Origin of the sequence: Streptomyces sp. NPDC051909, assembly GCF_040681095.1 — a bacterium.
GTDB lineage: Bacteria > Actinomycetota > Actinomycetes > Streptomycetales > Streptomycetaceae > Streptomyces.
The window spans coordinates 29,491-42,607 of sequence record NZ_JBFAYA010000031.1 but is presented as its reverse complement, the minus strand read 5'-3'; the positions used below and the strand labels follow the sequence as shown (position 1 = coordinate 42,607).

General features: G+C 70.9%; 13 protein-coding genes. 10 read left to right on the top strand and 3 right to left on the bottom strand.

Annotation, left to right across the window (positions count from 1 at the left end; genetic code table 11):
• Positions 1-22: 22 nt before the first annotated feature.
• From AB0M18_RS32200 to AB0M18_RS32175, 6 genes are all read left to right on the top strand, one after another.
• The gene (locus AB0M18_RS32200; RefSeq protein WP_365764324.1) at positions 23-184 is read left to right on the top strand and encodes a hypothetical protein; all 162 of its coding nucleotides are present in this window, start codon (positions 23-25) and stop codon (positions 182-184) included.
• Between the two features lie 167 nt (positions 185-351).
• Positions 352-561, top strand: coding sequence for a hypothetical protein (locus AB0M18_RS32195; protein WP_365764322.1), 210 nt, complete (start codon positions 352-354; stop codon positions 559-561).
• Positions 545-1,042, top strand: a complete 498-nt coding sequence (locus AB0M18_RS32190; protein ID WP_365764320.1) for a DUF6879 family protein — start codon at positions 545-547, stop codon at positions 1,040-1,042. The genes AB0M18_RS32195 and AB0M18_RS32190 overlap by 17 nt, the downstream gene beginning before the upstream one ends.
• Positions 1,039-1,350 carry a helix-turn-helix transcriptional regulator gene (locus tag AB0M18_RS32185; RefSeq protein WP_365764317.1) on the top strand — a complete coding sequence of 104 codons (312 nt, stop codon included), beginning with the start codon at positions 1,039-1,041 and terminating at the stop codon, positions 1,348-1,350. The genes AB0M18_RS32190 and AB0M18_RS32185 overlap by 4 nt, the downstream gene beginning before the upstream one ends.
• A complete protein-coding gene (locus tag AB0M18_RS32180) occupies positions 1,235-1,873 on the top strand; it encodes a DUF5753 domain-containing protein (RefSeq protein ID WP_365764315.1) in 639 nt (212 codons plus the stop codon). The genes AB0M18_RS32185 and AB0M18_RS32180 overlap by 116 nt, the downstream gene beginning before the upstream one ends.
• Before the next feature lie 319 nt (positions 1,874-2,192).
• Positions 2,193-2,411, top strand: a complete 219-nt coding sequence (locus AB0M18_RS32175; RefSeq protein ID WP_365764313.1) for a hypothetical protein — start codon at positions 2,193-2,195, stop codon at positions 2,409-2,411.
• Positions 2,412-2,613: 202 nt separating this feature from the next.
• Here AB0M18_RS32175 and AB0M18_RS32170 read toward each other — a convergent pair whose 3' ends face one another.
• Positions 2,614-3,198 (bottom strand): recombinase family protein, encoded by a 585-nt coding sequence (locus tag AB0M18_RS32170; RefSeq protein WP_365764311.1) that lies wholly within the window; start codon positions 3,196-3,198, stop codon positions 2,614-2,616.
• Between the two features lie 236 nt (positions 3,199-3,434).
• On the opposite strand from AB0M18_RS32170, the gene AB0M18_RS32165 reads away from it, so the two are divergent.
• Positions 3,435-3,896: a DUF2199 domain-containing protein gene (locus AB0M18_RS32165; RefSeq protein WP_365764352.1), complete on the top strand. Its 462-nt coding sequence runs from the start codon at positions 3,435-3,437 to the stop codon at positions 3,894-3,896.
• Positions 3,897-4,444: 548 nt separating this feature from the next.
• Here the strand turns inward: AB0M18_RS32165 and AB0M18_RS32160 are convergent.
• The gene (locus AB0M18_RS32160) at positions 4,445-4,795 is read right to left on the bottom strand and encodes a hypothetical protein (protein ID WP_365764309.1); all 351 of its coding nucleotides are present in this window, start codon (positions 4,793-4,795) and stop codon (positions 4,445-4,447) included.
• Positions 4,796-5,203: 408 nt separating this feature from the next.
• On the bottom strand, positions 5,204-6,778 hold the full coding sequence (locus AB0M18_RS32155; RefSeq protein WP_365764307.1) for a recombinase family protein: 1,575 nt from the start codon (positions 6,776-6,778) through the stop codon (positions 5,204-5,206).
• Positions 6,779-6,982: 204 nt separating this feature from the next.
• On the opposite strand from AB0M18_RS32155, the gene AB0M18_RS32150 reads away from it, so the two are divergent.
• From AB0M18_RS32150 to AB0M18_RS32140, 3 genes are all read left to right on the top strand, one after another.
• Positions 6,983-8,158 carry a hypothetical protein gene (locus tag AB0M18_RS32150; RefSeq protein ID WP_365764305.1) on the top strand — a complete coding sequence of 392 codons (1,176 nt, stop codon included), beginning with the start codon at positions 6,983-6,985 and terminating at the stop codon, positions 8,156-8,158.
• 125 nt (positions 8,159-8,283) lie between these two features.
• The gene (locus AB0M18_RS32145) at positions 8,284-9,075 is read left to right on the top strand and encodes a TIGR03936 family radical SAM-associated protein (protein WP_365764303.1); all 792 of its coding nucleotides are present in this window, start codon (positions 8,284-8,286) and stop codon (positions 9,073-9,075) included.
• A 235-nt stretch (positions 9,076-9,310) separates the two neighbouring features.
• Positions 9,311-13,036, top strand: coding sequence for an Rne/Rng family ribonuclease (locus AB0M18_RS32140; RefSeq protein WP_365764301.1), 3,726 nt, complete (start codon positions 9,311-9,313; stop codon positions 13,034-13,036).
• Positions 13,037-13,117 lie beyond the last annotated feature (81 nt).

The window sequence follows — 13,117 nt, the reverse complement described above, 5'->3', positions numbered from 1 at the left end:
CAGCGGCGATGCCATCCGGCGGATGGCTGAGGCGCTTGCCGACGTACCCGAGGCGGACCGCGCCGAAGCCCTTCGAGGGCTCGGCGCGAAGGAGCGCGAGCAGGCTCCCCGCCCTGAGCGGCGCACGCCGCTTCCCGCCCCTCGACGGGACTCGGGCATCGTCTCGGCGGTCGAGTGGGTGTAGGGCGTAGAGAGGCGTTCGGACGATCCTGTCCGGGCGCCTCTCGGCGTTCTCGGGGCCCGGTTTATGCGACAACGCGCATAGTCGCGTTTCCGCATAGACGGCACATCGGCCCCGCTCGTACGGTCGTGGCGACCGGCCCGCAGAGGGCTCGCACGAGGGGGTTCAGCATGGCGCGCGAAGAACTCACACGGCTCACCGGCAACACCAACGGAGGCAACTGCGGACAGGGTGACTGCCCGAACGTCTACCGCACTGCCTCCGGCTCCTTCGTCGTCCAGGGCGACGTGTCCTTGGCCTTCACCCCGCCCGCCGGGGAAGGGCTCGTGGAGATCCCCGAGGAAGTCCTGCGGGAGGCCGTCCGTGCTCTTGGATGGTGAAGCCTGGGGGGACAAGTTCAAGACCTTCCAGACCGAAGCCTGGCGGCTTGAGACCCTGCCGCAGTACCTCGTGCCGCAGGAAGCGGAAGAGTTCGCCGCCTTCAAGGCGGGGGCCCGCTTCCCCGGACCGTACGAGGACGCTTGGACGGCCATGGTCCGCACCCGCAACGTGGGCCGCGTCCACATCGTCACCCGGCCGCTCACGGACTACCTGCGGTTCGAGTTCGAGCGGTACTACCAGCACCAGGCCCCGGCGGGGGAGGACATCCGCAGCCTCGACATCACCGACCGGCCGAACCCGCTCCCAGGCGTCCAGGACTTCTGGATGTTCGACCGCTCGACGGTCGTCCTCATGAAGTACGAGGTCGACGGTACGCAGATCGAGCGGGAGCTGTACGAGGGTGACCCCGCCCCGTTCCTCGAATACCAGCGCATCGCCATCGCGGAATCGGTCCCGTTCCTGGAGTACGTGACCGAGTGACGTTCGAGCCCGAGCAGCTCGGCCAGTCCTCCCAGGAACTCGCCGCCACACTGTGCAAGCTGCGGAAGGAGGCCGGTCTCTCCGGGGACCGGCTCGCCGCGCGCTGCAACATGTCGCAGTCGAAGGTGAGCCGGATCGAGAGCGGGAAGGTGCGCCCGTCCCTGGTGGAACATAGAGCGCATCCTCAGGGCCTTGGACGCCCCGCCGGCCTTGGTCGCCGAGGTGTCCGCGCTGGCCCGCATCGCCACTACGGAGTGGCAGGACGTACGGTCGATGCGGCGGAAGGGTCTGGACAAGAAGCAGCTTGAGCTGGCCGGGCTCGAAGCGTCTTCGACGGAGTTCCGGTTCTTCCTGCTTTCGATGCTCACGGCCCTGCTCTCCACTCCGGAGTACATCAGAGCCAGCCTCGCTCACATCCCCGGGGACCACAGCAAGGCCGTGGCGAGGAAGCTGGAGCGGCAGGAGGTCCTGTACGACCGCCGGAAGAAGTTCACCTTCATCGTCACCGAGCAGGCGGCCCGCTCCCCGTTTGTCTCCCCGGATGCCATGGCTGTCCAGCTCGACCGGCTGGCTTCGCTGACCCACCTGCCGAACGTGTGTCTTGGCGTGCTCCCGATCGAAACGCGCCTGCCGGGGTGTCCGCTGAACACGTTCACCGTGTATGACGAGCGGCTGGCCACGGTGGAGACGACGGCGGGGGTGTTGGTGTTCCGCGACCCGAGGGACGTCCGGATGTACCTCGATGAACTCGCTGGTTACGACGAGAGCGCCCTCTTTGGCGAAGACGCGCGGGAACGGCTGGCCGAGTGGGCGATGGCGTTCCGGTCCTGATCTTTAGTCCAGTACGCGACTGAACCTCGAATCGCCCCCTGCCAGCGGGCAAGGATGCCGTGCCATCGGAGAACGCACGGAAGGCGTACGAGATGAGCAGCGAGCAGACCACCATGTCGGGACCCGTACACCTGTCCCTTCCGTCTCCACCTCCGGACCCCGTGTCGGGTTGCCGTGAGTGCCTTGGCTTCGCGGTGGGCAGGGCGAACGCCACCTCTGTGGGCGACTACTCGAAGGCTTCGGATGTGAACGTGGCCCTCCGTGCCCACCTGCTGAGCAAGCACAGGGGACGCTGCTGGCGCGTGCCACCCTTCGGTTCGTGGCTCATCGGATCACGCAGCATCCGGACACGGACGTGACCTTTGAGGCGGAGTGCCTGCACTGCAAGTGGAAGGCGGAGCCGTCGACGGACAGTGCGGCGGTCGACGTCGAGTGCATGAGCCACACCGGTCTGAGTAACCATCGCGGCTTCCGGCGGATGTGTACGTCGTTCGCCATGGTGGTGCGGGCCGAGCCGGAGAGACCCCCGGCGCACTGAGGGACGGCGAGCAACACCAGAGGTGCGCTGGAAGGGGCGCAGCGTGAGCGACACGCGCCCCTGTGCTGGCCCCTTGCCGACTCCCCCCGTGGTCGGCAGGGGGCCAGCATCGTTGCAGCCGTCCACCAGCGTTGTGCGTCCATGTACGACAACGGCCCCCGCCGTAAAGCCGAGGGCCTGTCTGAACTCCAGTGCGCCTGTCTCAGGCGCTCTCTCCCAGGTGCCGGTACAGCGTGGCTCGGGAGACTCCGAGGGCCTTAGCGATGGCGCTGATGCTCTCGCCCTTCGCCTTCCTGGCACGGGCCACGGTGAGCACGTCCTCGTCCACCACAGACGGCCGGCCGCCGGTACGACCCTGTGCCATGGCGGCTTCCAGACCGGCCCGAGTGCGGTCCTTGATAAGCGACCGTTCGAACTCCGCCATGGCCGCGATGATCTGGAAGAACAGGCGACCGTCGGCCGACGTGGTGTCGACGGAGGAGAGCGCACCGTCGAGCACGCGGAAACCTATGCCTCGCTCGCGCAGGCCGTCGACGATGGACACGAGGTCGATGAGCGACCGCCCGAGCCGGTCAAGCTTCCACACGCACAGGACGTCGCCCGGTCGGGCGTAGTCCAGTAGGGCCGTCAGTTCCGGCCGGTCGGTGTTCTTCCCACTGGCCTTGTCCTCGAAGATGCGGGCGCACCCTGCGGCCGTCAGCGCGTCGTACTGAAGCTGCGCTTCCTGGTCGTCGGTGGAGACGCGGGCGTAACCGATGAGCTGGCCAGTGATCGTGTTCGTCGTCATGGCACGGACTGTCTCAGAACTCGTCTCAAAAGATCAAGTCCGAGACGGAGGTTTCGAGACGGGTTTTGAACAGGGCTGCGCCCCCTTCTGGGGTGCCTGCTGTCTCGTCTCACAAACCTTGGTTTTCGAGACTCTGTCGCGTCGTTACGCTTCGCAGCGAAGCTAGGCTCCCGCGCATGACCAACGATCTCGGTTACACCTGTTCGTGCTGCGGCGAGTACCACGCGGAACTTCCGATGGGCTACAGCGCCACGGCCCCCGATGTCTGGGATGCGAGCTTCGAAGGCCGATCTGACAGCCTGCTCTCTTCAGACCAGTGCGTCATCAAGGCCCAGCACTACTTCATCAAGGGCTTGATCGAGATACCCGTCATCGGCAGTGACGAGGTCTTCTCGTGGGGAGTCTGGGTTTCCCTGAGCCGAGACAGCTTCTCCCGGGCCGCCCACATGTGGAACACGCCCGGCCGCGAGGACGAAAAGCCGTACTTCGGCTGGCTGACGACCGAGCTGCCGATCTACTCGCCCGGCACCACCAACCTGAAGACGAACGCTCACACCCGCCCGGTCGGCCAGCGCCCCTTCATCGAGCTCGAACCCACCGATCATCCCCTCGCGGTCGAGCAGCGCACAGGCATCACTCTCGACCGCGTCCGTGAGATCGCCGAAACCGTCCTCCACGGCAACGGCGAGGACCGCTGACCGAAACGGCTGAGCACGTCGACGGCGAAGGGGTGGGGGATGACCCCCTGAGCACAACGAGGCGGACCGCCATGTCTTGGCAGCCAAGATTCCGCCACGGTTTCAAGGTCCGTCTGTCCTGTCCGCGGACTGTTACGGCGGGACGTATGACCTGGTCACCGTCTTGCCCTGACTAGCTCACGACGGCGGAAGGCTGCAAGGAGCAGAGCCTTACGGCTGAGACATTGGGGCGCGGTAGCGCCCCCACGGGTCTTGCCGGCTTGCTCCTGTCGGCCCCTTCCGGGGCCGCACTGCTGTTGAGCGCTGCGACTGTGGCGGCCGGTAGGCCGCCCCTGCCGCTTCTCTCTGCGCCGTTGCCCTGCTCCTGTACGGCGCTGCCGCGCCCCTGCTTCTCTTGGCGTTGGTCCTCGTGGCCTTCCTCAGTCGGCCCCGACAGGGGCCGCGCTGCACTGGATCCAAATAGATAAGAGAGCACGCGAACGTTTCCGCAGGTCCGGTGCCATGCCGGTATACGCCAGACGTGCTCTGACTACACGTACCGCGTGTGCTCACCGGTCCTGATGGAGGCGGCAGGGGACCGGCGCGCCCTTGCCCTTCTGGAACAGGTGAGCAGGAAGGACGAGGCAGGCGGCCCCGGAACGGGGCGACACAAGGTCCACTTCCTTGGCGCGGGCCACCGCGTTACGGGTGCTCTGGTCGGACAGTGGCTTGCCGTTCTTGCCCAGCAGGGTGGCCAGCCGGCCGGGCTCGAAGCCTGCGTGTCCCTGCCTGTCCGCCCATCCGATGGCGGCGAAGTGCACGCGGTAGGCGAGAGGGTGTCCTGGGTTCTGCGCCATGCGTCGGTACTCGTGCTGGGAGACTGCGCCCCACGAGCGGTCACGGCCGAAGCTGATAGCCACCGGTCGCACCCCCTTCCTGCGGGGCACGGCCGCAGTCGTGCGTCTCTCCCTCGACGAGGGGTGAGGTGCAGACCTCACAGGTCCAGACGACTTCGATCGTGATGTTCAAGGGCTGGCGACTCCTGGCGCTGGCCGAGGGCAGCACGGAGCTGCGCCTCAGCGTCGGGTGGAAGTCGCGCAGTACCGTCCTGCGCTTCGGGATGTCCTCGACGTCCCTGCGAGCCCCTCGGGATCGCGGCCCCTCACGGAGTGGCCAGCTCTACCGCCGCTGAACGGCGGGAGCTACGGTGTCCGCTTCAGAAGGAGCGGGAGAGTCTTCCTATCCGGAGCCCGGGCGGCCCGTCAAGCCGGAACACCTCCGGGCATGGCTGACCGAGCCGCCCGGAGACGTCTGTCCCGGCTTCCTTGTCAGAGCCTTGCGGCGAAGTCGTCGCCCTTGATGACTAGGCGTTCGCGTACGTCGCGGGGGATCTTCAGGCGCAGATGTACGGACGGGGCGCGCACCCCCTTGACCTTCGTACGGGTCACCTCGCACGAGATGCCCACGCGGCGCAGGTCCTCAGCCATGGCCTCCATGCCGCCCGCTTCCCACATCTCCCGGAAGGTCTTGCCGTTGTGCACGAGGACCCAACGGTCTTGCGTGGTCTCAGGATCGATGGCGTTCAACTCTTCCGTGAGCTTGTCGAGTGTCTTCTCCGCCCGCTCGCGAGTGAACCGCGTCTTCGAGAAGCGGCCCTCTGGTTCGAGCTCCGCCATGTAGTAGGAGATGGCGTCTTCGAGCCGCCTCACCTCGGCGCGCGCCTCGGCTCCCTTCGCGTACTCCCGGACCTGGACGGGGAAGTCACCGAGCACACGGAGCACGTCGCCCACCAGGACGTCGTAGACGTCTTGAGGGTTGGGCGCGCCGAGCCCGCCGCCCTTGCACTTGCCGCAGCGAAGGTAGGTGTAGCTCCGGCCGTTGCTCATGTTCTTCTGCACGGTCATGTTGGTCGAGCAGTCGACGCAGATCAGTACACCGAGGAACTGCGTCGCTCCGCCCGCCTGCCGGGTGGGCTGGCTCTTGCCCCGGCGATCGAGTGCCGCTTGCAGAGTCTCGAACTCCTCCTCGGTGAAGATCGGGGGGCCGACCCGAATCGGTTTGCCGTCGTTGCCGAGGACGAGCCTGCTCCGCCGCTTCCCGCCCTGCTTGTTCTCCTCGACCCGGTAGCCCATGAGCGCGGGGTTACGTAGGCGTCGGAGGAGAGTCGACGTGGTGAGTCCTGTCGACATGAGTCCGGAGCGGACGAGACAGAGGGCCATGCGGCGGGCGGAGACGCCCCGGAGCGCCATGCGCCGGGCCCAGTGCAGCGCCCCGTGTGCGCTCGGCTCGATGGCGAGCGCCGGCTTGCCGTCCGCCTTCGTCGTGACGTAGCCGTACGTCGGTTTGCCCACGAGCCATGAGTCCTGCGTGCGCGTGTAGTCCCACAGTGACGTGACGCGGGTCGACGTGTTCGCCGCCTCGATCTCGGCGATGCCGCCGATGAGCGTGACCATGATCCGGCCCACGGTCGTGCTGAGGTCGATCGCGTCGTTCTTCGACACGAGGTTCTTCCCGTACCGCTCGCACCACTCGATCATCGTGGACAGGTCCGTCATGCGACGGATGAAGCGGTCGAGCTTCCAGAAGAGCAGAGCATCGAACTCCGGAGCCCGGTTGTTGAGCCACTCCCCGAGCTCCTTCCGCTTCCACGGCGGAACCTTCGTCGCCGACACGTTGAGATCGGAGGCGACGCCGACGACGCGGTACCCCTTCTCTCTCGCCAGGAGACGCAGGTCGAGTTCCTGTCGTGCGGGTGAGGTGGTGTCTTCCGTAAGTACGGACAGGCGGACGGAGAGGAGCGCGCGCGGAGCGTCCTCGGGGAGCAGGGTCTCCGCTCTCTTCAGGTCCTCTAGAAGGGCCAGGTCCGAGGCGGTCCACTCGCTCTCGATGTCGTACGTCTTCATGGTCGCGGAGCCTACAGGTTGGATGTGGGGCTGTCTTGCTATGGCCGCAGATGGACACGCACATCCAGATCGGCCCGACGGGCAAGAAGCTGCTGCCGCTGACGGTCGTGAAGTAGCAGTCCCGGTATTGCGATCGGGTGACAGATCGGGTGACGGCCCGGCGGAGGGAGAACCCTCCGCCGGGCCGTCCGCGTCCCTCCCCTCATGAGCACGGAAAACCCGGCGCCGCCCCCGCCCGCCGCCCCGCACGCGCTGATCCGCATCCCGGTGCGGATCGTGGTGCTGGTCCTGATCCTCCCGGTCCGTATGACCTGGGACGCCCTCAAGACCACCGCCCGTTTCCTGGACCGCACCGTCCTCCGCCCCCTCGGCCGGACCCTCGGCCTGGCCGCGGCCTGGCTCGGCCGGTTGGTCGCATGGCCCTTCGTCATGCTGTGGCGGTACGTGATCGTCGTCCCGGTGGTGTGGCTTTACGGGGCGGTGCTCGCGCCGCTGGGCCGCGGTCTGGCCTGGGTGTTCACCGGCCTGGGCCGGGGGATCGGCTGGCTGCTCACCGTCCTCGGCCGGGCCGTCGCCTGGCCGCTGGCGATGCTGTGGCGGTACGTGATCGTCGCCCCGGTGGTCTGGTTGTACGGCGCGGTGCTCGCGCCGCTGGGTCGGGGGATCGGCTGGCTGCTCACTCGTACGGGGCACGGTCTGGCCTGGGTGTTCACCGGCCTGGGGCGGGGGCTCGCGTGGTTCTTCGGCGGGATCTGGCAGGGCCTGGCCTGGGCGGGCGCGCAGCTCGGCCGCGCCCTCGCCGTCGCCGCCCGCTGGACCGGGATCGTCGTCGCCTGGCCGTTCGCCGCCCTGTGGCGCTATCTGCTCGTGCCCTTCGTCACGTACGGCATCGTCCGCCCCGCCGGCTGGCTGTGGCGCCGGGTGCTCGCCCCGCTCGGGCGTGAGGTGCGCGACGCCGTCGGGATCTGCTGGCGGGCCGCCGGCTTCGTGTCGCGGGCCGTCGGGCGGGCGATCGGGTGGGCGCTGCGGATCCTGCTCGTACGGCCGCTGGCCTGGCTGGGCCGCAACCTGGTGCGCCGCCCCGCCGCCTGGGCGTACCGCCAGGTCTGCACCCCCGTCGGCCACTGGATCCGCGACGCCGTCTGGACCCCGGCCCGCACCGCGCTCGCCCAGGCCCGCCACGCCACGCGCACCGCGCTCGCCCAGGCCCGCGACACCGTCCGCCGGGCCCGCCAGGATGCCTGGCGCGCGCTCGTCGGCGGGGCGGAGCCGGACCGGGGCGGGGAACCGCAGGTGGCGGGTGCGCGTACTCTGGGTAGTACAACGAACGTCCCCGGCGCGGTGCCCGCACCCGAGATCTCCCTGCACAAGCAGGGGTGAGCCGGGCGGGCCCCCCAGGGCACCACCGCATTTCGAGGGCGGCGCGGACGGCCGCGCCCGCCCCGCACCGAGGAGAAGAACCACTGGGCAAGCGACAGCCCGAAGGCCCGCCGCCCGCACCGGCGGTGCAGCGCATCCGACTGCGCTACACCAAGCGCGGCCGCCTCCGGTTCACCAGCCACCGTGACTTCCAGCGCGCCTTCGAGCGCGCACTGCGCCGTGCCGAGGTGCCCATGGCGTACTCGGCCGGCTTCACCCCGCACCCGAAGGTGTCGTACGCCAACGCCGCCCCGACGGGTACCGGCTCCGAGGCCGAGTACCTGGAGATCGCGCTCACCGCGGCCCGCGACCCGGAGACCCTGCGGGCCATGCTCGACGAGTCCATGCCGACCGGTCTCGACATCGTCGACGCCGTCGAGGCCCGGACCTCCGGCCTCGCCGACCGGCTCACCGCCTCCGTGTGGGAGCTGCGCCTCGACGGCGTCGACGCCGACACGGCCCGCAAGGCCGTCGAGGCGTTTCTCGCGGCCGAGACCGTGGAAGTACAGCGCAAGACCAAGAACGGAATCCGCACCTTCGACACCCGCGGTGCCGTCGTGGAGCTGACCGCGACCCCCGCCCAGGGCGATCCCCGGGGTGATGGGCCGCTGGACGGCGCCTGTGCGATACTGCGGCTGGTTGTTCGGCACGTAGCACCTGCCGTGCGACCCGACGACGTCCTGTCCGGTCTCCGAGCTGTGGCCGACCTGGCGCCGCCGGTCCCCGCAGCGGTGACCAGGCTGGCGCAGGGGCTCTTCGACGAGGAGTCCGGCACGGTGACCGACCCGCTCGCGCCCGACCGCGAGGCAGTCACGGCCGCTCCACCCACGGCCGCCGCGACCGCTTCTGCGACGGCGCCGGGTGCGGGCACCGCGTAGGGAGCGTCGTCGCAGCGCCGCCCTGGCACTCGGGAGCCACCTGGGTCGGGCAGCGCACTGACCAGGAGACTTTCGCCAGGCCGTCCGCAGAAGGCGTACGGAACCGGCGAGCCAGACACTTAAGCTCCCGTGCGGCGCCCGCGCCCCGGACGGCGGCACCGCGCTTCACGCGCGTCCGTGCCGCCGGACCGGAACAAGGCGCGGCGCCCGGGAGCGTGACGGGAGAACCGCCCGCATGCTCGAACAGCACGAAGAGAACGAGAACGGCACCGCGCCCGGTGACAAGCTGCCGCCGCGCCGCCGTCGCCGCGCCGCGTCCCGGCCGGCCGGTCCGCCGGTGACGGCCGAGGCCGCCGCCGAGACCACCGAGATCGTGGAGACCACGCCGGTCGCCGCGCCCGTGGCCGAGGCCGCGCCGACCGAGGAGGCCGCTCCGGCCCCGCGTACCCGCCGCCGCGCCACCCGCAAGGTCGCCGCGCCCGAGACCACCCCCGCCCCGGCCGAGGCCGAGACCGCCGCCCCGGTGGCGGAGCCGGCCGCCGAGCCCGAGGCCGCCCCGGCGCCCCGTACCCGCCGCCGCGCCACGCGCGCCACCGCCGCCCCGGCCCCCGAGGCCGCCCAGGCAGTGGCTCCCGCCGAGGAGCCGGCCGCCGAGCCCGACGCCGCCCCGGCCCCGCGCACCCGCCGCCGCGCCACCCGTGCCGCCGCCGCCCCGGCCCCCGAGACCGTGGAGACCACGCCGGTCGCCGCGCCCGTGGCCGAGGCCGCGCCGGTCGAGGAGGCCGCTCCGGCCCCGCGTACCCGCCGCCGTGCCACCCGCAAGGTCGCCGCGCCCGCCCCGGCCGAGGCCGTGACCGCGGACGCCGCCGCCGAGATCGCCGCGGAGACCTCCGGCGAGGCGCTGCCCGAGGACACCGTCGAGGAGATCGCCTCGCACGCCGTCGAGGTCGCCGCCGCCGAGCAGGCCGCCACCCGTGGCCGTACCCGCCGCCGCGCGTCCTCGCCGCAGTTCACCGCCGGCACCGAGGCCGCCCCGGCAGCCGCGGCCAAGGAGGCCGAGGAGGCCCCGCGCGGCCGCCGTGCCGCCCGCCCGGCCGTCGCCGTCTTCCAGGCCCCGGTCTTCACCGAGCCGATGTTCCAGACCCCGGAGACCGCCGCCGCCATGGCCGCGGCCGAGGTCGCCGAGGAGGAGCCGGAGGAGGAGACCGCCGAGGTCGAGGCCGCCGCGCCCGTCGTCGAGGAGGAGTCCCCGCGCTCCCGCCGCCGTCGCCGCCGCCGCGGCGAGCCCGTCGCCGTCGAGCCGGTCCCGGCCACCGTCGCCGACGAGCCCGAGGTCGAGTCCACCCCCGAGGCGGAGGCCGAGGTCGAGGGCGAGGCCGAGGAGGGCGACGAGTACGAGGACCGGCCGTCCCGCCGCCGCCGTCGCGGTGGCCGCCGCCGGCGCCGCGGTGAGCTCGCCGAGGCCGAGGAGACCGAGGAGTCCGAGGAGGGCGAGGAGTTCCACGCCGAGGACACCGAGGGCGAGGAGGCCGAAGAGGGCGAGGAGGCCGAAGAGGCCGAGGGCGCCGCGGGCGGCTCCAGCAGCTCCCGCCGTCGCCGCCGTCGCCGTCGCCGCAGCGGTGACACCGCCGGTGAGTCCGAGGCCGCCGACGAGGACGGCGTCCGCACGGTCGTCAAGGTCCGCGAGCCGCGCCCGGCCCGCGAGAAGGCCGAGCCGTCCGACGAGGTGCAGTCCATCAAGGGCTCCACCCGCCTGGAGGCCAAGAAGCAGCGCCGCCGCGAGGGCCGCGAGCAGGGCCGCCGCCGCGTCCCGATCATCACCGAGGCCGAGTTCCTGGCCCGCCGCGAGGCCGTCGAGCGCGTCATGGTCGTCCGCCAGAACGGCGAGCGCACCCAGATCGGCGTCCTCGAGGACAACGTGCTCGTCGAGCACTACGTCAACAAGGAGCAGGCCACCTCGTACGTCGGCAACGTCTACCTGGGCAAGGTCCAGAACGTGCTGCCGTCGATGGAGGCCGCCTTCGTCGACATCGGCAAGGGCCGCAACGCCGTCCTGTACGCCGGCGAGGTCAACTTCGAGGCGCTCGGCATGGGCAACGGCCCGCGCCGCATCGAGGCCGCCCTCAAGTCCGGCCAGTCGGTCCTGGTGCAGGTCACCAAGGACCCGATCGGCCACAAGGGCGCCCGCCTGACCAGCCAGGTCTCGCTGCCCGGCCGCTACCTGGTCTACGTGCCCGAGGGCTCCATGACCGGCATCAGCCGCAAGCTCCCGGACACCGAGCGCGCGCGTCTGAAGACCATCCTCAAGAAGATCGTCCCCGAGGACGCGGGCGTCATCGTGCGCACCGCCGCCGAGGGCGCGAGCGAGGACGAGCTGCGCCGCGACGTCGAGCGCCTGCAGGCGCAGTGGGCCGACATCCAGAAGAAGGCCAACCAGATCTCGACCTCCGCGCCGAGCCTGCTCTACGGCGAGCCGGACATGACCGTCCGGGTCGTCCGCGACATCTTCAACGAGGACTTCTCCAAGGTCATCGTCAGCGGCGAGGACGCCTGGGAGACCATCCACGGCTACGTGAACCACGTCGCCCCGGACCTGTCCGACCGCCTGTCCAAGTGGACCAGCGAGGTCGACGTCTTCGCGACGTACCGGATCGACGAGCAGCTGATGAAGGCGCTCGACCGCAAGGTCTGGCTGCCGTCCGGCGGCTCGCTGGTGATCGACAAGACCGAGGCGATGGTCGTCGTCGACGTCAACACCGGCAAGTTCACCGGCCAGGGCGGCAACCTCGAGGAGACCGTCACCAGGAACAACCTGGAGGCGGCCGAGGAGATCGTGCGCCAGCTGCGGCTGCGCGACCTCGGCGGCATCGTCGTCATCGACTTCATCGACATGGTCCTGGAGTCCAACCGCGACCTGGTGCTGCGCCGCCTCCTGGAGTGCCTGGGCCGTGACCGGACCAAGCACCAGGTGGCCGAGGTCACCTCGCTCGGCCTGGTGCAGATGACCCGCAAGCGGGTCGGCCAGGGCCTCCTGGAGTCCTTCTCCGAGACCTGCGTCCACTGCAACGGCCGCGGTGTCATCGTCCACATGGAGCAGCCCGCCACCCACGGCGGCGGTGGCGGCGGCAAGCGCTCGAAGAAGCGCGGCCGCGGCGCCGAGCACGTCCACGAGCACGAGCACGCCGAGGCGGCGGAGCCGGAGACGACGGAGGCCGAGACCGAGGCCGAGGTCGCCGCGGAGCTGGCCGCCCCGGTGGCCCTGCCCGAACCGATCGCCCCGGACGAGGAGCTGTACGGCAGCGCCGCCGAGGCCGAGGCGGCCGCCACGCGCGGTCGCGGCCGGCGCCGGGCGACCCGCCGGGTGTCCGCGCCCGTCGCCTCGCCGGCGGTCACCGGGACGGAGACCTACGAGGTCGTCGTACCGGAGCCGAAGCCGGAGCCGAAGGCCGAGGAGCCCGTCGCGGCGCCGGAGCCGGTCGTCGCGCCCGTCGCCGAGGAGGAGGCCGCCCCGGCGCCCCGTACCCGTCGTCGTGCCACCCGTAAGGTGTCCGCCCCGGCTCCCGAGGCCGTCGCCGAGCCGGTGACCGAGGAGGCCCCGGCCGCCCCGGCCGAGACGGTGGAGCCGGTCGCCGAGCCCGTCGTCGAGGAGGTCCCTGTGACCGCCCCGCCGCGGGCGCGCCGCCGGGTGGTCCGCAAGGCCACCGCCCCGGCCGGTTCGCCGACCGGTGCCGAGGAGGCCGCCGTGGTCGTCGTGGCGTCCGCCCCGGCCGAGACCGCGGAGACCGCGGAGGAGGCCGCCGAGGCTCCCGCCCCGGCCAAGAAGGCGGCGGCCCGCAAGACGGCCAAGAAGGCCACGGCGAAGAAGGCCGCCACCAAGAAGACGGCGGCCAAGAAGACCGCGGCGAAGAAGGCGACCGCCAAGAAGGCCGCCAAGAAGACCGCCGCTCCCGCGCAGGACTGACCCAGTCCCCGACGCGACCCGTGTGGACCGTCCTCCGCCGAGGACGGTCCACACGGCATTCACCCAGGATCGGAACCAGGA

Bases quoted from the DNA above. Each gene is read 5' to 3' on its own strand.
- AB0M18_RS32140 (WP_365764301.1), top strand. From the start codon at position 9,311: ATGCTCGAACAGCACGAAGAGAACGAGAACGGCACCGCGCCCGGTGAC.
- AB0M18_RS32195 (WP_365764322.1), top strand. From the start codon at position 352: ATGGCGCGCGAAGAACTCACACGGCTCACCGGCAACACCAACGGAGGC.
- AB0M18_RS32155 (WP_365764307.1), bottom strand. From the start codon at position 6,778: ATGAAGACGTACGACATCGAGAGCGAGTGGACCGCCTCGGACCTGGCC.
- AB0M18_RS32150 (WP_365764305.1), top strand. From the start codon at position 6,983: ATGAGCACGGAAAACCCGGCGCCGCCCCCGCCCGCCGCCCCGCACGCG.
- AB0M18_RS32165 (WP_365764352.1), top strand. From the start codon at position 3,435: ATGGGCTACAGCGCCACGGCCCCCGATGTCTGGGATGCGAGCTTCGAA.
- AB0M18_RS32170 (WP_365764311.1), bottom strand. From the start codon at position 3,198: ATGACGACGAACACGATCACTGGCCAGCTCATCGGTTACGCCCGCGTC.
- AB0M18_RS32200 (WP_365764324.1), top strand. From the start codon at position 23: ATGGCTGAGGCGCTTGCCGACGTACCCGAGGCGGACCGCGCCGAAGCC.